The sequence below is a fragment of the Streptomyces sp. CB02923 genome (genome assembly GCF_001905005.1).
Taxonomy (GTDB): domain Bacteria; phylum Actinomycetota; class Actinomycetes; order Streptomycetales; family Streptomycetaceae; genus Streptomyces.
Genome location: NZ_LWKZ01000003.1, coordinates 305,305 through 324,404 on the forward strand (window position 1 = coordinate 305,305; position 19,100 = coordinate 324,404).

Consider the following 19,100-nt stretch of genomic DNA (forward strand, 5'->3'; position numbering starts at 1 on the left):
TCACGTCCGGGGCGCGCCGCCGTTCCTGGCGTACGCGAAGTCCGCGGCCGTCCAGGCCAGGCCCACCGCGCCGTCGAACAGGGCCTGTCCGGCCGCCGGTGACACCGCGGCCTCGGCGAACTCCGGCTCGTGCGGCCCGCAGGCGCCCCCGCTGATGTCCAGCACGGGATGGATGGCGGGCACCACGTGGGACACGTTGCCCATGTCCGTACAGGCGAAGGGCCCGCGCTCCACCGGCTCCGGCCTGCCCAGGGCGCGCGCGTTGGCCTCCCACAGGGCGATCAGCCCGGGGTCGCCGCGGAAGTCCAGGTAGTCGGGCTCCGGGCGCTCCAGGGTCACCTCGCAGCCGGTCGCCAGCGCACCGGCCCGGAAGCACGCCTCGACGCGCTCCCGCAGCTCGCGCAGGTCCTCGGCGGCCAGCGCCCGGATCTCGTACTCGGCCGTCGCGCGGTCGGGTATCGCGTTCGGCGCGGAACCCGCCGATGTCGTGACGCCGTGCACCCGCCACTGCGGCGGCAGTTGCTGGCGCAGCAGGCCCAGGGCGACCTGGGCGACGGTCAGCGCGTCGGCCGCGTTGCGGGCCTCGTGCGGGTTGAGGCTGGGATGGGCGGTACGGCCGGTGTACGTGACGGACAGGGTGCCGAGCGCGAAGGACCGGAAGTCGGACACCTCGAACGGGCAGGGGTGCACCATCATCGCCGCGTCCACCCCGTCGAACGCGCCGGCCTCCAGCAGCAGCGCCTTGCCCGCGCCGCGTTCCTCGGCCGGCGTGCCCACGACCCGCACGGTCAGGCCCAGTTCCGCCGCGTACGGAGCCAGACCCAGCGCCGCACCGACGCCGGCCGCGGCGATCAGGTTGTGGCCGCAGGCGTGACCGAGGTCCGGCAGGGCGTCGTACTCGCAGGCGATGGCCACCGTGACCGGCCCTGACCCGGCGGTCGCCACGAACGCGGTGTCCAGGCCGTGGGCGGGCGCGGTCACCTCGAAGCCGTGCTCGCGCAGCAGTCCGGCGCACCAGGCGGCGGCCCGGTGCTCGGTAAAGGCTGTCTCCGGATGGCTGTGGATGCGGTGGCTGAGGTCGGTCAGGGCGGCGATTTTGCCCGTGATGTGCTGCCGTATGGCGTCCTTGACGGCGTCGAGCGGGGCGGGACCGGGGGTGGGGCCGGGGGTGGCGCCGGGGGTGGAGCTTGGTGCGGGCGTCATCGTCTCCTCTTCGGGCTCGGTGGCGGTGCCGGGGGCGGCCCTCGGCACCGCAGAAGAGTAAAAATAACTTAGGCTTCCCTAAGTTTGTGCGCGGGCTGCCGGCCCGCCCGCGAAGGTCGGTTTTCTCCCTGGGAGTTGTCACACACATGCATCAGCGTCCGGTCGACCAGGCAGCCCCCGCGGCACTGTCGCGCCCCAGCGCCCCTTCGCCACGGCCCGCGGAGCCCGCCGATTTCGCCCTGCTCACCTCGCAGTCCGGCATCCTTTACGCAAGTCAACTGGACCCCAAGAGCCCGGCACTCAACACGGCGGACGTCGTCGAGATCCAGGGCGTCCTGGACGAGGCGCTGTTCGAGCGTGCCCTGCTGTGCACGGTCACCGAGGCCGAGACGCTCGGCGTGTGTGTGAGCGAGACGGACGGCTTTCCGCAGCAGCGCGTCATACCGCCGGACGCGGAACGCCTCCTGCACCGCATCGACCTGCGCGACGCCGACCGGCCCGCTGAGGAGGCGGCGCGCGACTGGATACACGCCGACCTCACCAGGGCCGCCGACCTGGGCCAGGCCGGACAGCTCACGACCGAGGCCCTCTTGCGCCTCGCCGACGACCGGTACTGGTGGTACCAGCGGGTGCACCACATCGCGGTCGACGCGTACGCCCTGCAACTCGTCGGGAGCCGCGTCGCCGAGCTCTACACCGCCTTCGCCACCGGGCAGGAGCCCACGGCCACCCGGTTCGCGCCGCTGCGCGACCTGGTCGAGGACGAGACGCGGTACCTGGAGGGCGAGCAGTACACGGCCGACCGGGAGTTCTGGGCCGGCCGGATGGCGGGACGGCCGGAGCCGGTGACGCTTGCGAGCGGGGCTGTGGGGGATGCCGGGTCTGCTGGGACCGTGGGGGCCGCCGGAGCCGCCGGGGCCGCAGCACCCCGTACCTCGGCCGCCTCGGACTCCTCGGCCCCGTCGGCCGCCTCGCTCGCCGACGCCATCGCCGCCGACGACGTGCTCCGCACCCGTACCGACCTGCCCGCCGAAGCACTGGACCGGCTCACCCGGGCCGCCGAAGCGGTCAAGGCGACCTGGGCGGAACTCGTCATCGCCGCGACCGCCGGCCACCTGCACCGCGTCACCGGCGCCGAGGACGTGGTGCTCGGCCTGCCGCTGACCAACCGGCGCGGCCCCGCCGCTCTGCGCACCCCGGCCATGACCGTCAACGTCCTGCCCCTGCGCATCGCCGTACGCCCCCAGGACACCGGCGCCGGTCTGCTGCGCCGCGTCGTCCTCGAAATGCGTGCGGTACGCCGCCACCAGCGCTACCCGCAGGCCGACATCCGCCGCGACCTCGCGCTCTCCTCGGCCGGTACGCCGCTGACCGGTCCCATGGTCAACATCAAGCCGTTCGACGGCGGCCTCGACTTCGCGGGCCTGACCGGTACGGTCCACAACCTCGCCGCAGGCCCCGTCGAGGACCTCGCCGTCACCGCCTCGCCCGCCGCGGACGGCGGGCTGCGCATCAGCCTCGACGCCCACACCGGACGGTACGCCGAGGCCGAACTCGCCGGGCACCAGGAATCGTTCCTGCACTACCTCGACGGGCTCGCCGAGCTGCTGCTGACCGACCCGCACCGCCCCGTCGGCACCATCGACCTGCTGGACGCCGCCGACGTACGCCGGGCCACCACCGGGCGCGACGAACCGCCCGCCGCCCGCACCCTGCCCGCGTACTTCGGCGAACAGGCCGCCCGCACCCCGCACGCCGTGGCCGTCCGCACCGGCAGCACCGCACTGACCTTCGCGGAACTCGACGCCGCCGCCGACCGGCTGGCCCACCTGCTGGCCGGCCTGGGCGCGGGCCCGGAGCGCCCCGTCGCCCTCGCGCTGCCGCGCGGCACCGACATGATGGTGTCGCTGCTCGCGGTCCTCAAGGCGGGCGCCGTCTGCCAGCCCCTCGACCTCGGCCACCCGGCGGCCAGGACACTGGCGGTCCTCGAAGACGCCCGTCCCGTATGCGTCGTCGGTACGACCGGAACGCTGGCCGCGCTCCCGCCGCACGGCCTGCCCGCCGTGGCGCTGGACGACACCGCCACCGCCGAAGCACTCGCCGCACAGCCCGCCGGGGCGCCCGCGGCTCCGCCCGCGCCCGGCCACGCCGCCTACGTCATCCACACCTCCGGCTCCACCGGGCGCCCCAAAGGCGTCGTCGTCACCCACGCCTCGCTCGCCAACCTGTACGCCGGGCACGGCAGCGACCACATCGCCCCCGCCGTCGCCCGCACCGGCCGGCAACGGCTGCGGGTCGCGCACAGTGCGTCGTTCGCGTTCGACGCGTCCTGGGACCCGGTGCTGTGGATGGTGCACGGGCACGAACTGCACCTCCTCGACGACGCGTCGTACCGCGACCCCGCCGCCCTCGCCCGCTACGTGGACGAGCACCGCATCGACTACCTCGACGTCACCCCGTCCTACGCCGAAGCCCTGCTCGCAGAAGGGCTGCTGGACGACGGCCGGCACCACCCGGCCGTGGTCGTCGTCGGCGGCGAGGCCGTACCCGTACCGCTGTGGGAACGGCTGACCACGACCGACGGGCTGCACGCGGTCAACCTCTACGGGCCGACGGAAACGACCGTCGACGCGTACTACTGGACGGCACCCGCGGCGGACCGCGCCACGAGCGATACGAGCAACACGAGCGGCACGAGCGACGCGGGCAGCGCGACCGGCGCGGGCGGCACGAGCGGCACGAGCGGCACGACCGGCGCGGCCAGCGCGACCGACGCGGGCAACACCGCGTCCCCCATGGGGCGGCCCGTGCGGGGCTCCCGCGCCTACGTCCTCGACCACTGCCTGAGACCCGCGCCCAACGGCGTGGCCGGGGAACTGTACGTGGCGGGCGCCTGCCTGGCCCGCGGCTACCTCGGGCGGCCCGACCTGAGCGCCGAACGCTTCATCGCGGACCCGTACGGCGCCCTGCACGGCGCGCCCGGCAGCCGCATGTACCGCACCGGGGACCTCGTACGGCGCCGGGCGGACGGCACGGTCGAGTTCCTGGGGCGCAGCGACGACCAGGTCAAGATCCGCGGCTTCCGCATCGAACTCGGCGAGATCCAGGCGACCCTGGCCCAGCACCCGTCCGTCGCCCACGCCGCGGTGATCGCCCGCGACACCCCACAGGGCAAGCGGCTACTGGCGTACGCGGTGCCGCGGACCGGGGGTGGTGGCACGGAGGACGATGGCGCGGGGGCCGTGGGCGCGGGGACCGTTGGCGCGGGGACCGGCGACGTTCCGTCCTCCGCTTCCCCCGGGGCCCCCACCCCCACCCCGCCCACCCCCGTCCCCACCCCCGCCGCCCTCCGGGCGCACCTCGCCGCGGCGCTTCCCGCGCACATGGTCCCGGCCACGGTGACGCTGCTCGCCGAACTGCCGCGCACCGCCAACGACAAGCTGGACCACCGCGCCCTGCCGGACCCCGAACCGGGCGTCCCCGGCCCCGGCAACGGCAGCCCCGACGGCACCGGCCCCGGCACCAACCTCGGCAGCGACACCAGCCTCCGCCTCGGCCTCGGCAGCGGCAGCACCCCCGACACCGCCCCCGCCGACCCGGCCCCCGCCCTCACCGGCAACCCCCACACCGACATCATCCGCGGTCTGCTGGCCGATCTCCTCTCACTGGACACGAGCCCCCCGGCGGACGCCGGGTTCTTCGACCTGGGTGGTCACTCGCTGCTGGCGGCCCGCCTGGCCGCCCGTATTCGGGAGATCTTCCAGGCGCCCATGAGCACCGCGGACGTCTTCCGCAACCCCACCGCGGCCGCGCTCGCCGCGCTCGTCCACTCCGCCGACCCGGCGGACGGCACCGCGGAGCCGTCCGCGTCCCTGCCCGCGTCCCCCGTACCCCGCACCGGACACCTCCCCCTCTCGCCCGCCCAGAAGCGGCTCTGGTTCCTCCACCGGCTCGAAGGTCCCAGCCCCACCTACAACATCCCGCTCGTGCTGCGCATCGACGGACCCGTCGACCGTGGCGCGCTCCAGCTCGCCCTGCGCGACTTGACCGCTCGCCACGAGACACTCAGAACGGTATATCCGACCACTGACAACGGCGGGGAAGAGCAGCCCTACCAGCGGATACTGTCCGCGGATGACCCGATGTCGCGGCCGGGCGTGCACGTCGCCGGGCCCGGCGACGACCTCACCGAGGCCGTACGCCACTGCTTCGACCTGGCCGCCGAACCCCCGCTGCGCGCCACCCTGTTCAGCGAAGGCCCCGACCGTCACACCCTGCTCCTGCTGCTGCACCACATAGCCGGTGACGGCGCCTCCACCACGCCCCTGGCCCGCGACCTCGCCACGGCCTACACCGCGAGACGCGCGGGCCGGAAACCGGAGTTCGCTCCGCTGCCCCTCCAGTACGCCGACCACGCCGCCCGCCAGCAGCAGCTGCTCGGCACGCCCGCCGAGCCCACCCCGCTCGCCGCCGCCCAGCTCGCGCACTGGAAGCAGGCCCTCGCCGGTCTGCCCGACACGCTCGACCTGCCCACCGACCGGCCGCGCCCGGCGGTCGCCTCGCACGCCGGTGACACCGTCCCCTTCACCCTCGACGCGGCAGCGCACACCGCGCTCCAGCGCCTCGCCCGGTCCACCGGCACCAGCGTCTTCATGACGGTGCAGGCCGGCCTCGCCGCCCTCCTGACCCGGCACGGCTGCGGCACCGACATCCCCCTCGGCACCCCCGTCGCCGGCCGCGCCGACGACACCACCGCCGCCCTCGTCGGCTTCTTCACCAACACCGTCGTGCTGCGCACCGACACCTCCGGCGACCCCGCGTTCCGCACGCTCCTGGAGCGGGTACGGTCCGCCACCCTCGCCGCGTACGAGCACGACACGCTGCCCTTCGACCACCTCGTCGAGGCACTGAACCCGCGGCGTTCGCTGGCCCGGCACCCCCTGTTCCAGACGATGCTGGCCTGGCAGTCCCTGCCCGACGCCGCGTTCGCGCTGGGTCCGCAGGCCACCGCCCGGATGACGGCCGTGCCGTCCGGTACGGCCAAGTTCGACCTCACGCTCAACGCGGGCGAGCAGCCCGGCGGCGGCATCGGCGGCTTCTTCGAGTTCCGTACCGACCTGTTCGACCGCGCGACCGTACAGGGCCTCGCCGACCGGCTGGCCCGGCTGCTCACCGCGGCCGCCGACAGCCCGGACACCCCGCTCGGCCTGCTGCCGCTGCTCGGCGCCGAGGAGCGCCACCGCGCCCTCGTCGAGTGGAACACCCCCGCCGGGCCCCGCACCGTCCGCCCCGCCACGACGCTCGCCGACGTCTACGAGGCCGCCGCCCGCAGCCACCCCGGCCGCACGGCCGTCAGCTGCGAAGGCCAGTCCCTCACCTACGCGGAACTCTCCGCCCGCGCCCACCGCCTGGCCCGGCTGCTCGCCGCCCGCGGCATCGGCCCCGGCGCCATCGTGGCGCTCGCGCTGCCGCGCTCCGCCGACCTGGTCACCGGCCTGCTCGCGGTGTCCCTCGCCGGAGCCGCCTACCTGCCGCTCGACCCCGGCTACCCGGCCGACCGCCTCGCCTACATGCTCGGCGACGCCGCCCCGGCCGCGCTGATCACCGACACCGCGACCGCGCCCCGGCTCCCGGCCCATACCCTGCCGCTGATCACCGTGGACGGCGGCGCGGCCGACGGATACGGCACCGAACCGCTGACCCAGGCCGACCGCACCAGGCCGCTGCGCCCCGACGACGCCGCGTACGTCATCTACACCTCGGGCTCCACCGGCCGCCCCAAGGGCGTCGTCGTCACCCACCACAACGTGACCCGCCTGTTCACCGCCACCGATCACTGGTTCGGCTTCGGCCCCGAAGACGTCTGGACGCTCTTCCACTCCTACGCCTTCGACTTCTCCGTCTGGGAGCTGTGGGGCGCGCTGCTGTACGGCGGCAAGGTCGTCGTCGTACCCCACCTGACCAGCCGCGACCCGCACGCCTTCCGGCGGCTGCTGGCCACCGAGCAGGTCACCGTCCTCAATCAGACCCCGTCGGCCTTCTACCAGCTCGCCGCCGCCGACCGCGAGAGCGACGGGGCGGAACTGGCCCTGCGGTACGTGGTGTTCGGCGGCGAGGCGCTGGAGCTGGGACGGCTCGGCGACTGGTACGAGCGGCACGCCGACGACGCGCCGGTCCTGGTCAACATGTACGGCATCACCGAGACCACCGTGCACGTCTCGTACGTCCCGCTCGACCGCGCCACCGCCTCCGGCGCCACCTCCAGCACCATCGGCGTCAACATCCCCGACCTGCGCGTCTACGTCCTCGACGACCGGCTCCAGCCGGTACCGCCGGGCGTCACCGGTGAGATGTACGTCGCGGGCGAGGGCCTGGCCCGCGGCTACCTGGGGCGCGAGGAGCTGACCGCCACCCGCTTCGTCGCCGACCCGTACGCCGACCTGTTCGGCGGGCACGGCAGCCGCATGTACCGCTCCGGCGACCTCGCCCGGCGCCGCGCCGACGGCGCCCTGGAGTACTTCGGCCGCGCCGACCAGCAGGTCAAGCTCCGCGGCTTCCGCATCGAACTCGGCGAGATCGAGGCCGTGCTGGCCGCACACCCCGCCGTCGCGGACACGGCCGTCGTCGTACGCGAGGACGCTCCCGGCGACAAGCGGCTCGTCGGCTACGCCGTACCGGCCACCGGCGCGGCCCCCGACCCCGCCGCCCTCCGCGACCACGCCGCCGCGGAACTGCCCGCCCACATGGTGCCGTCCGCCGTCGTCCTGCTCGACCGGCTGCCGCTGACCGGCAACGGCAAACTGGACCGTAAGGCGCTGCCCGCGCCCGACCGCCCGGCCGCCACCGGCCGCCCGCCCCGCACCCCCCGCGAGGAACTGCTCTGCTCGGTCTTCGCCGAGGTACTGGGCCTGGACCGGGTCGGCGTCGAGGACAACTTCTTCGACCTCGGCGGGCATTCGCTGCTCGCGGTCCGGCTGGCCGGCCGCGTCAAGGCCGTCCTCGGCACCGAGGTGTCCATCGGTACGGTCTTCCAGTCGCCGACCGTCGCGGCCCTCGACGCCGCCCTGGACGCCGTACGCCACGACGACCCGCTCGACGTCCTGCTGCCGCTGCGCCCCATCGCCCCGAGCGCCGAGGGCGGGCGCACCCCCGTGCACTGCGTCCACCCGGCAGGCGGCCTGAGCTGGTGCTACGCCGGACTCATCCGCCACCTGCCCGCCGACGTAGCGATCTACGGCCTCCAGGCCCAGGGCGTCGGCGCCGCCACCGCGGACGAGCCGCTGCCCGCCACCCTGGAGGAACTGGCCGCCCACTACGCCGCCCGCGTCCGCGAGGTGCAGCCCGAAGGCCCGTACCGGCTGCTCGGCTGGTCCACCGGCGGCATCATCGCGCACGCCATGGCCACCCACCTCCAGGACGAGGGACACGAGGTCGAGCTGCTGGCGGTCCTGGACGCCTACCCGGCCGAGGGCTTCCGCGGCCTGCCCGTACCCGACGAGGCCGAAGCGCTCGAATCGCTGCTCACCATGGGCGGCTACGGACCCGACAGCCTGGAGGGCAAGCCGCTGACCACCGCCAACGTGGTGGAGGTCCTGCAACGCGAGGGCAGCCCGCTGTCCACCCTGTCCACCGACACCATCAAGGCGCTCGGCACCGTCTACCTCAACACCAACGACCTCGTACGGGCCTACGACCACCGCGTCTTCCGGGGCGACGTGCTCTTCTTCCGGGCCGTCGTGGACACCATCGACGACACCCTCACCCCCGACACCTGGACCCCCTACGTCACCGGCCGCATCGACAACACGAACATCGCGTGCTCCCACAAGGACATGACCCTGCCCGCGCCGATCGCGCACATCGCCCGCGTGGTGGCCGACCGCCTCACCGAACTGGAGGGGTGACCCGGTGACCACCGCACCGACCACCCGGCCCCGGCTGTCCCCGAAGACCGCCGTCGTCCTCGTCTACACGGCCGCCATGTGCATGAACGGCCTCGACTCGACCATCGTCAACCCCGCCCTGTTCACCATCGCGGGCGACTTCGGGCAGCCCGTCTCCGCGGCCAACACCGTCGAGACCGCCTTCCTCGTCGCCCTCGCACTGGCCCTGCCGGCCGCCGGCTGGCTCGGCGACCGCTTCGGCACCAAACGCGTCTTCCTCGGCGCGCTCGCCGTCTTCACCGCCGCCTCGGCCGCCTGCGGCCTGGCCCCCGGCCTGCCCGCGCTGGTCGTGGCACGGGCGGTGCAGGGCCTGGCGGGCGGCCTGCTCACCCCGGTCGGCATGACCCTGCTGTTCCGCGCGTTCGCGCCGCACGAACGGGCCAAGCTGTCGAAGGTCCTGATCGTGCCGACGGCCCTGATGCCCGCCCTGGGCCCGCCGCTGGGCGGCTTCCTGACCCAGCACCTGTCCTGGCACTGGCTGTTCTTCGTGAACGTGCCGATCGGCATCGCAGCCGTCCTGCTCGGCGTCGTCGGACTGCGCGAGCACGTCGAGGGCGTACCGGGACCGTTCGACCGCGCCGGGTTCTGGCTCGCCACCCCGGGGCTCGGACTGCTCACGTACGCGCTCGGGTTCGGCCCCTCCCACGGCTGGACGGAACCCGCCGTCGCGGTCGGCGCCGTGCTCGGCGTGGCCCTGCTGACCGCCGCCGTCGTCCACCAGCTCCGCACGCCGGAGCCGTTGCTGAAACTGCGGCTGCTGGCGGGCCGGGCGTACGGCACGGCCTCCGCGCTCGCCGTGCTCACCGCCGCCGGTCTGATGGGCGTCCTGTTCGTCTTCCCGCTGCTCTACCAGGCGGCACTGGGCGCCTCGGCCCTGGACGCGGGCCTGAGCGTCTTCCCGGAAGCGGTCGGCCTGATGCTCGCCTCCCAGGTCGTGGACCGGCTGCTGCCGCGCATCGGCCCGCGGCGGCTCGCGGTGCCCGCGCTGCTGCTTGCCGCGGTGGTCTTCGCGGCCCTCGCCGTGCCGGGAGCCGCGGACAGCGCCTGGCTCGTACGCGGCCTGATGTTCGCCATCGGCCTGGTGCTCGGCACGGCCGTGCTCACCGTCCAGCTCGCCGGGTTCGAGGACATCGCCCCGCCCGACATGGGACGCGCGATGGGCCTCTTCCAGATCGTGCGCACCCTGGGCGGCGCCCTCGGCATCGCCGTCTGCGCGGGAGTGATCGGCGGCCACGGCACCGGCGCCACCGGTCCGGGCCCGTACCGGGTCGCGGTGTGGGTGACGGCCGCGCTGGTCGCGGTGGGCGCGCTGATCGCGCTGCGGCTGCCGAAGGACCCGCCGCAGCCCCCGCCGTTCGACGACGAGGAAGCGGGGGAGGAGGCGGCGCAGGCCCCGGCGGCGGGCTGACCCCCGTCGCGAGAGAAACGACCGCGCCCCGGACCCGCGGATGGGTCCGGGGCGCGGCCCATGGCCTGCGGGTCAGCTGCCGGACAGCAGCGCCCCCAGCCCGGCGGCGAGCCCGCCGCGCCAGCACGCGTAGTCGTGGCCGCCGTTGAACTCCTCGTACGCCACGTCGTAGCCGCGGGCCCGCAGCACGTTGCGCAGGCGGCGGTTCTCCGCGAGGAGCATCCACTCCTGGAGACCGACCTCCAGCCGCAGCCGGACCGGACGGCGTTCCGCGGTGGCGTACTGGCGGGTCAGCCACTCGGTGCCGCGTTCCGCGTCGTCCGGCCACCAGAAGGAGCCGGACTGCGACAGGGCCAGGCCGAACCGGTCCGGCCGCCGGAACGCGGCGAACGCCGCGGTCAGGCCGCCCGCGCTCTGCCCGGCGACGACGGTGCGCTCCGGGCGCGCGCCGGCTCCGTACGCGTCGGCCGCCCACGGCAGCAGCGTGTCCGCCAGCCAGTCGACGAACTCACCGTTGCAGCTGAGGTCCTCCATCCGCCGCCCCATCGTGTCCACGAGCAGCGCGACGGTCGGCGGCACAGCGGCATCGGCGTGCAGATTGTCCAGCAGGTCACCGGCGCCGAGGACCGGCCCCCACATCTCGCCGTCCAGCAGCACGGCGACCGCGTACGGGCCGCCGCCGTCACGGTGGCCGGGCGGCAGGTGCACCGTGACGTGCCTGCCGTCCACCTCGGTCCGTACGGACGTGCCGCGTGCCGCGCCCGGCCTGCGCCCGGTGCACGGCTGCGCCGGAGCGCCGGGCAGTTCCAGGACGGAGGCCGGGTTGCGGCCGTCCCGCGACGGCAGGACGGGCGCGGTGTTCAACGGGTCGGGCACGGCGCTGTCCAGGACCTTCAGCCACGCCTTGCGGTCCGTACGCAGAAGGTCCTCGCGCGGTCCGCTGCCGGGGCGAAACTGGTACGAGGCGCGGTGGTCGGACCGCAGCCGGTGGCTGAGCGCCCACACCGCGGTGCCCTCGACGCGGGTCATCAGGTGCGGCGTCAGATCGCCCGCGTGCCGGTCCCGGTCGGTGACGGTGTGCAGGAGCGCCAGCACGTCCGTGGCCGGGGACGCGGGGTCGTCCCGCCACACGAAGGTGACCAGCGCGTGCCCGGGATCGCCGTCCGGGTCCGGTTCGACGAGCGGCGTCCCGGCCGCCGCGGCACGGCGCCAGAACTCCTCCTCGGCGTCGGGGCGCCCGGCCCGCATGTCGGCGGCGAGCCTGCGCAGCAGCGGGCTTCGGACAGCGGTCACTTGCGTCTTCCTCTCAGGGGTGGCGTCAGAACGACGCGTTCGTCATACACGGGTGGCTGCCGAACGGCCCAGCAGCACCCACAGCAGGAAAGGCCCGCCCAGCACGGTCGTCACGACGCCCACCGGCACCTCCGTGCCCGCGAAAACGATCCTGCCGACCGTGTCGGCCGCCACCACCAGGAGCGCGCCCGTCAGCATCGTGCCGACCAGCGGCACCCGCAGCGGCCCCGCCAGCCGCGACGCGATGACCGGGGAGGCCAGCGCCACGAAACCGACCGGCCCGCAGATGCCGACGGCCAGCCCCGCCAGTGCCACCGCCAGCAGCAGGCACACCGCGCGGGTACGGCCCGGAGCGGAACCCAGCGACGAGGCCGTGGCGTCGTCGAAGCGCAGCACGCCCAGATGGCGCGCGACCGCGAGGCTCAGCGGGACCAGGACGGCCAGGCCGATCAGGACGGGTACGGCGACGGCGTAGCTGCGCCCGTTGAGGCTGCCCGAGGTCCACACGTACAGCGAACTCGCCGAGTTGAGCGAGCGCCGGGACAGTGCCACCTGGGTGACGGCGGAGGCCAGCGCGGACATCGCCAGGCCGACGACGAGCACGCGGTAACCGCGCTGCCCGAGACCGCCGGAGACCACCGTGACCACGACCGCCGCGGCCAGCGCGCCCAGCGGACCCGCCCACCAGGCGCCGAACGTGCCGGTCGCGCTGAGCGTGACGGACAGCAGGACGGCGGCGGTGGCACCGTCGTTGACGCCGAGCAGTTCGGGTGTGGCGAGGCGGTTGCGGGCCAGCGTCTGCGTGAGACAGCCGGCCAGGCCCAGCGCGGCGCCCGCCGCCAGCCCGGCCACGATGCGGCCGAGCCGGAACTTCTGCACCAGCAGGACGTCGAACCGGTCCCCCTCCCCGAAGATCGCGCGAAACGTACGGCCCACGCCCATCTCGCTCTGCCCGGCGTACGCGGAGAGCACCACGGCCAGCAGGAGCAGCGCGGCCAGCAGGAGCGCCGCGAGCGTGGCGCGCCGGGCGACGAGGAAGGAGAGCGGGCCGCGGCGCAGCACGAACGTGTCGGCGGGGCGCACCCGGGCGGACTTCGGCCCGCGGCGGGGGAGACGCTGCCGCAGCGCGTGCAGCGCCCCGCGCGCCGCCTTGCCCGGCGCCCGCTCCTCGGTGGCCGGCTCGGTCATGCCCATCGCGGTGAGCTGCCGGGACCGGACGATGCCGATGAGGACGGGCGCGCCGATCAGCGCCACGATGACGGAGACCGGCGCCTCGAACGGGCGCGAGACCACCCGGGCCGCCACGTCCGCGAGGACGAGGACGGCGGCGCCGATCAGCCCGGCCAGCAGCAGCCGGGCGGCGAGCCGGGTCCCGGCGACCGCCCGCGCCAGGAAGCCCGCCAGCAGCCCGAGGAACGAGACGGGACCGGCCAGCGCCACGGCCGCCGCGGTCAGCAGCGTCACCCCGACGGCGACGACGGTACGGATCACCGGCGGCCGGTGGCCGAGGCTGCGGGCCAGGTCGTCGCCGAGCGCCAGCGCGGACAGCGGCCGCGCGACCAGCAGCGCCACCAGGAAACCCACGGCCAGCACGGGCGCGAGCCGGCCGAGTTCGCCGAAGCCCTCGACACCCGCCAGCGAGCCGAGCACCCAGAACCGGAACCGGTCGTAGGTCTCGGCCGAGTTCACCACGATCACGCTGGTCAGCCCGCCGAAGGTGGCGCCCAGCGCGGACCCGGCCAGCACCAGCCGCATCGGCGAACCGCCGCCCCGGCGGCCCGCGATGAGCAGCACCAGACCGCTGGCGACGACCGCCCCGGCGAACGCGCAGACGAGGTAGGCGTAGCCGCTGTCCAGGCCCAGCAGCGCGATGCCCGCGACGACACCGAACGAGGCCCCGGCGTTGACGCCGAGCAGCCCGGTCTCGGCGAGCGGGTTGCGGGTGACGGCCTGGAGCAGGCACCCGGCGACGCCGAGCGCGCCGCCCACGAGCAGGGCGGTGAGCGTACGGGGCAGCCGCAGGTCGCCGACGACCAGGGCCAGCCGCGGGTCGCTGCGCGCGCCGCCGCGGTCGAGCAGGTAGTCCAGGACGCCGCTCGCGCCGACCTCCCCGGCGCCGACGCACAGGGACACCGCGGCGAGGACGAGGACGGCGGCGGCGAAGCCCGCCACGGCGAGCGCGACGGTCCGGCGCGTGCTGTCCGCGGGACGGCCGCCGGGGTCCGATCCGGGCTCCGCTCCGGGGGCCGCTCCGGGCTCCGCGGAGGCAAAGCGCGGGTCATCGGCAGCGGGCCGGGCGTCCTTTTGCGCCACCGCGCCCGGCAACGTGCCGCCCTCGGCGCCGTGTTCGTGGGGCGGGGCGGCTATACCCGTGCACTGCTTTTGCATAAGGTGAGGCTAGCCTAACCATTTGCCCCGCGTGCGCGCGGAATGCCGGAGTGGCTGGGCTCCTGTCCTATATTAGGTTAGGCTTGCCTAACAAATGGGGAGGTTGCTCATGCCTGAGCACATACCGGGCCGCGCCGAATTCACCGGGCGCATCGCGCTGGTGACCGGCGCCGGGCAGGGCATCGGTGCCGCTGTCGCCGCGGCCCTGGCGCGACAGGGCGCCCACGTCGTGGCCACCGACCGCACCGCACCCGCGGTCCCGCCGCCCGAGAGCGGCACCACGGGAACGGTTACCGCCGAGGTCATGGACGTCACCGACCGCACCGCGGTCGACACCACCGTCGCACGCGTCGAGCGCGAACTCGGCCCGATCGCCGTCCTGGTGAACGTGGCCGGCATCCTGCGTCCCGGCCCGGCCGCCGAGCTGTCCGACGCGGACTGGGCCGACACCTTCGCCGTGAACACCACCGGCGTCTTCCACACCACCCGGGCCATCGCACCGCACATGGTCAAACGCGGCTCAGGGAGCATCGTCACCGTCGGCTCCAACGCCGCCGGAGTCCCCCGTACCGGAATGGCCGCCTATGCCGCCTCCAAGGCCGCGGCAGCCATGTACACCAAGTGCCTGGGGCTCGAACTCGCCCGCAGCGGCGTGCGCTGCAACATCGTCGCGCCCGGCTCCACCGACACGGCCATGCAACGCGCCCTGTGGACCGACGACGACGCACCCCGCCGCGTGATCGCCGGCGACCCGCAGACGTACCGCACCGGCATCCCCCTCGGCCGGATCGCCGACCCGTCCGACATCGCGGACGCCGTCGTCTTCCTCGCCTCCGACCGGGCCCGGCACATCACCATGCAGGAGCTGTACGTCGACGGCGGCGCCACCCTGCGCTGACCCGCCCGCGCCCCGCCGCCCACCGGCCGCCGGGGACGCACGCACCACCGCGCAACCGCTCACCGGACACCCCTGCGCACCACGACCCGTATCAGCCTTCCCCGGAACCTCGCACCCTTCCGAGAATTGGAGCTCCCGTGCCGACGGCACCCGAAGTCGCCACGCACGTCCCCTTCGCCGAGACGGCCCACCCCGCCGTAGGAGCAGTCACCTCACTCCTGGGCGCCTACACCCCCGGCGCCCGCTTCCTCGGCACGCCCACGCGCACCATCCTCGCGCAGGGCACCCACAGCGAAGTCCCCCACGACGAACGCCCCCTGCCGCAGCGGGTCGCTGCCACCCTCGACGCCGCGCAGGCCGCCGGACACGCCGCGCCCCTGGTCATGGGCGCCGTACCGTTCGACCAGACGGCCCCCGCCGCCCTCGCCGTACCCGCCACCGCGCAGACCGCGCCGCCGCTGACCGCCGACCCGCTGATAGCGCTGCCCGCCGACCCGCCCGCGGCCGCCGCCTGGGACATCAGACCCGTACCGGCCCCCGAGGTGTACGGCGCCGGCGTGGCCGCCGCGGTCGAGCGCATGTGGCGCGGCGAGTTCAGCAAGGTCGTCCTGGCCCGCACCCTCGAACTGACCACCCCCGAAGCCCTCGACATCCCCGCGATGCTCCAGCGCCTGGCCCGCCGCGACCCCTCCGGCTACACCTTCGCGCTGCCCACCGCACCCGGCCGCACCCTCCTCGGCGCCAGCCCCGAACTGCTGGTCTCGCGCCGCGGCCAGCGGGTCGTCGCCAACCCGCTGGCCGGCTCGATCCCGCGCAGCGACGACCTCGCCGAGGACGTCCGCCGGGCCGCCGCGCTGCTGGAGTCCGCCAAGGACCTGCACGAGCACGCCGTCGTCGTGGACGCCGTCCACCGGGCACTCGCCCCGTACTGCACCGGCCTCGACGTCCCCGCGCAGCCCACCCTGCTGCGCACCGCCACCATGTGGCACCTGTCCACCACCGTCACCGCCACCCTCGCCACGCCGGACACCTCCGCGCTGGAACTGGCCTGCGCCCTGCACCCCACCCCGGCGGTCTGCGGCACCCCCACCGCCACCGCCCGCCAGGTGATCGCCGACACCGAACCGTTCGACCGCGGCTTCTTCACCGGTATGGTCGGCTGGGGCGACGCCTCCGGCGACGGCGAGTGGGTGGTGACCATCCGCTGCGCCGAGGCCGAGGAACGCTCCCTGCGCCTGTACGCGGGCGCGGGCATCGTCGCCGCCTCCGATCCCGGCGCCGAGACCGCCGAGACCGGAGCCAAGTTCCGTACCTTCCTCAGCGCCGTCGGAGCCGAGCTGTGACCGATCAGTACACCTACGCCCACACCCACGCCCCCGCCTGGCCCGCGGAGTTCGCCGAGCGCTACCGCGCCGCGGGCTGGTGGCGCGGCGAGACCTTCGGGCAGATGCTGCGCGACCGGGCCGCCGCCCACCCGGACCGGGTCGCCGTCGTCGACCCGGCCGGCGACGGCCGCCGCTGGACGTACGCGGAACTCGACCGCCGCGCCGACCGGCTCGCCGCCGGACTCCACGCGCGCGGCATCGGCCGGGGCGACCGCGTCGTGGTCCAGCTCCCCAACGTCGCCGAGTTCTTCGAGGTCGTCTTCGCGCTGTTCCGCCTCGGCGCCCTCCCGGTCTTCGCGCTGCCCGCACACCGCGAGACCGAGATCCGCTACTTCTGCGAGTTCACCGGCGCCGCCGCCTACGTCATCGCCGCCGAACACGGCGGCTACGACTACCGCGGCCTCGCCGCGACGGTCCAGGACCAGGTCCCGGGCCTGCGCCAGGTCTTCGTCACCGGCGGCGACCCGGGCCCCTTCGAGGCGCTCGACGCCGTACCGGCCGACCCGCCCGCCGGCACGACGGCCCGGGAGGAGCCCGCACCGGACGACCTCGCCTTCCTCCAGCTCTCCGGCGGCAGCACCGGCGTCCCCAAACTCATCCCGCGCACCCACGACGACTACATCTACTCGCTGCGCGGCTCCAACGAGCTGTGCGGCGTCGACGAACACAGCGTCTACCTGTGCGTGCTGCCCGCCGCGCACAACTTCCCGCTCTCCTCGCCCGGTTCCCTCGGCGCCCTGTACGCGGGCGCCCGCGTCGTGCTGAGCCCGCAGCCCACCCCCGAAGTGGCCTTCCCCCTCATCGAGAGCGAACGCGTCACCCTCACCGGCCTCGTCCCGCCGCTCGCACTGGTCTGGACGGACGCCGCCCCGGACACGCCGCACGACCTGAGCAGCCTCGACGTCCTGCTGGTGGGCGGCGCCAAATTCAGCGAGGAGGCCGCCCGGCGGGTGCGCCCCACCCTCGGCTGCACCCTCCAGCAGGTGTTCGGCATGGCCGAGGGCCTGGTGAACTACACGCGGCTGGACGACCCCGAGGAGACCATCGTCACCACCCAGGGGCGGCCCATCTCCCCGGACGACGAGATCCGCGTCGTCGACGACCAGGACCACGACCTGCCCGTGGGGGAGACCGGCCACCTGCTCACCCGCGGCCCCTACACCATCCGCGGCTACTGGAAGGCACCCGAGCACAACGCCCGCTCCTTCACCGCGGACGGCTTCTACCGCACCGGCGACGTCGTCCGGCTCACCCCCACCGGCCACCTCGTCGTCGAGGGCCGCGCCAAGGACCAGATCAACCGCGGCGGCGAGAAGATCGCCGCCGAGGAGGTCGAGAACCACCTGCTCGCCCACCCCTCGGTCCACGACGCCAACGTGGTCGCCGAACCCGACCCGTACCTGGGCGAACGCACCCTCGCCTACGTGATCCTGCGCTCCGGCGCCGAACCGGTGACCTCCGTCGCCGTCAAGAAGTTCATCCGCGCCCGCGGCCTCGCCGCCTACAAGGTGCCCGACCGCGTCGTGTTCGTGGACGCCTTCCCGCAGACCGGCGTCGGCAAGATCTCCAAGAAGGACCTCAGGTCCGCCGCCACCGGCGCCGCCGACCCGTCCTGACCGCCCGACCCCGCACCGCACCGCACCGACCCGTCCTGAAGGGACCGCACCGCACCATGGCCCTGCCCGCCATCGCCCCCTACCCCATGCCGTCCGCCGGCGACCTGCCCGCGAACCGCGTGGACTGGAAGGCCGACCCCTCGCGCGCCGTCCTGATCGTCCACGACCTGCAGAACTACTTCCTGACGGCCTACGACACCCAGGCATCCCCCGTCACCGACCTGCTGCGCAACGTCGCAACGCTGAAGGAAGAGGCCGCCCGGCTCGGCATCCCCGTCCTCTACACCGCGCAGCCCGGCGGCCAGAGCCCCGCCGAACGCGGCCTCCAGCAGGACTTCTGGGGCCCCGGCCTGCCCGCCGACGAGCACGCGGCGGCCATCGCCGACGCGGTCGCCCCCGGACCCGGCGACACCGTGCTGACCAAGTGGAAGTACAGCGGCTTCGTCCGCACCGACCTCGAAGAACGACTGCGCGACCTGGGCCGCGACCAGCTCGTCATCACCGGCGTCTACGCCCACATCGGCGTGCTGATGACCGCCTGCGACGCGTGGATGCGCGACCTCCAGGCGTTCCTCGTGGCCGACGCGGTGGCCGACTTCTCCGCGGACGACCACGCGATGGCGCTGCGCTGGGCGGCCGGCAAGTGCGCCGTGGTCACCACCACCGGCACCGTCTTCGAAGGGAACTGACCACCATGGCAATGACGCTGGCGCAGCTGCGCAACGACGTGGCGGACGTCCTCGGCGAGGACCCCGCCGACATCCCCGACGACGAGAACCTCGTCGACTACGGCCTCGACTCGGTCCGCCTGATGTCCCTGGCCGGCCGCTGGAACCGCGACCACGGCATCGAGGTCGCCGTCACCGACCTGTCGGAGGAGCCCGCCCTGGAGAAGTGGGCGGTGCTGCTCGGCGTCACCGGCTGAGCGCCGGCGCCCTTCCGTACGGCGGCGGGGCGGTACGCGGA

Annotated in this window: 10 protein-coding genes; 7 read left to right on the top strand and 3 right to left on the bottom strand. The window is 74.5% G+C overall.

Annotated elements, in window-relative coordinates; translation table 11 throughout:
• The gene (locus tag A6A06_RS08375) at positions 1 to 1,251 is read right to left on the bottom strand and encodes a M20 family metallopeptidase (RefSeq protein WP_443333725.1); all 1,251 of its coding nucleotides are present in this window, start codon (positions 1,249 to 1,251) and stop codon (positions 1 to 3) included.
• A gap of 98 nt (positions 1,252 to 1,349) precedes the next feature.
• Here A6A06_RS08375 and A6A06_RS40720 point away from each other — a divergent pair, with 98 nt between their 5' ends.
• Together A6A06_RS40720 and A6A06_RS08390 are read left to right on the top strand one after the other, a co-directional pair.
• Positions 1,350 to 9,107 (top strand): amino acid adenylation domain-containing protein, encoded by a 7,758-nt coding sequence (locus tag A6A06_RS40720; protein ID WP_079193883.1) that lies wholly within the window; start codon positions 1,350 to 1,352, stop codon positions 9,105 to 9,107.
• Positions 9,108 to 9,111: 4 nt separating this feature from the next.
• Positions 9,112 to 10,554, top strand: coding sequence for a DHA2 family efflux MFS transporter permease subunit (locus A6A06_RS08390; RefSeq protein ID WP_073760538.1), 1,443 nt, complete (start codon positions 9,112 to 9,114; stop codon positions 10,552 to 10,554).
• Between the two features lie 72 nt (positions 10,555 to 10,626).
• Here A6A06_RS08390 and fes read toward each other — a convergent pair whose 3' ends face one another.
• Positions 10,627 to 11,802 carry an enterochelin esterase gene (fes, locus tag A6A06_RS08395; RefSeq protein ID WP_073760576.1) on the bottom strand — a complete coding sequence of 392 codons (1,176 nt, stop codon included), beginning with the start codon at positions 11,800 to 11,802 and terminating at the stop codon, positions 10,627 to 10,629.
• 87 nt (positions 11,803 to 11,889) lie between these two features.
• Positions 11,890 to 14,235, bottom strand: a complete 2,346-nt coding sequence (gene fhuB / locus A6A06_RS08400; protein ID WP_242440633.1) for a Fe(3+)-hydroxamate ABC transporter permease FhuB — start codon at positions 14,233 to 14,235, stop codon at positions 11,890 to 11,892.
• Positions 14,236 to 14,344: 109 nt separating this feature from the next.
• Between fhuB and A6A06_RS08405 the strand changes: the two genes are divergently transcribed.
• The 5 genes from A6A06_RS08405 to A6A06_RS08425 all read left to right on the top strand — a co-directional run bounded on the left by A6A06_RS08405 (position 14,345) and on the right by A6A06_RS08425 (position 19,059).
• Entirely contained in the window at positions 14,345 to 15,133 is a 789-nt protein-coding gene (locus A6A06_RS08405; protein WP_073760540.1) for a 2,3-dihydro-2,3-dihydroxybenzoate dehydrogenase, read from the top strand.
• A 137-nt stretch (positions 15,134 to 15,270) separates the two neighbouring features.
• Positions 15,271 to 16,476: an isochorismate synthase DhbC gene (dhbC, locus tag A6A06_RS08410; RefSeq protein ID WP_073760541.1), complete on the top strand. Its 1,206-nt coding sequence runs from the start codon at positions 15,271 to 15,273 to the stop codon at positions 16,474 to 16,476.
• Positions 16,473 to 18,134, top strand: coding sequence for a (2,3-dihydroxybenzoyl)adenylate synthase (locus A6A06_RS08415; protein ID WP_073760542.1), 1,662 nt, complete (start codon positions 16,473 to 16,475; stop codon positions 18,132 to 18,134). The genes dhbC and A6A06_RS08415 overlap by 4 nt, the downstream gene beginning before the upstream one ends.
• A gap of 56 nt (positions 18,135 to 18,190) precedes the next feature.
• Complete coding sequence (locus A6A06_RS08420) at positions 18,191 to 18,823, top strand: isochorismatase family protein (RefSeq protein WP_073760543.1); 633 nt, start codon at positions 18,191 to 18,193, stop codon at positions 18,821 to 18,823.
• A gap of 5 nt (positions 18,824 to 18,828) precedes the next feature.
• Positions 18,829 to 19,059 (top strand): phosphopantetheine-binding protein, encoded by a 231-nt coding sequence (locus A6A06_RS08425; RefSeq protein ID WP_073760544.1) that lies wholly within the window; start codon positions 18,829 to 18,831, stop codon positions 19,057 to 19,059.
• The last annotated feature ends 41 nt before the right edge of the window (positions 19,060 to 19,100 follow it).

Excerpts from the sequence above, each read along its gene's own strand:
- A6A06_RS40720 (WP_079193883.1), top strand. The coding sequence starts at position 1,350 with ATGCATCAGCGTCCGGTCGACCAGGCAGCCCCCGCGGCACTGTCGCGC.
- fes (WP_073760576.1), bottom strand. The coding sequence starts at position 11,802 with ATGCGGGCCGGGCGCCCCGACGCCGAGGAGGAGTTCTGGCGCCGTGCC.
- fhuB (WP_242440633.1), bottom strand. The coding sequence starts at position 14,235 with ATGCAAAAGCAGTGCACGGGTATAGCCGCCCCGCCCCACGAACACGGC.
- A6A06_RS08405 (WP_073760540.1), top strand. The coding sequence starts at position 14,345 with ATGCCTGAGCACATACCGGGCCGCGCCGAATTCACCGGGCGCATCGCG.
- A6A06_RS08420 (WP_073760543.1), top strand. The coding sequence starts at position 18,191 with ATGGCCCTGCCCGCCATCGCCCCCTACCCCATGCCGTCCGCCGGCGAC.
- A6A06_RS08425 (WP_073760544.1), top strand. The coding sequence starts at position 18,829 with ATGGCAATGACGCTGGCGCAGCTGCGCAACGACGTGGCGGACGTCCTC.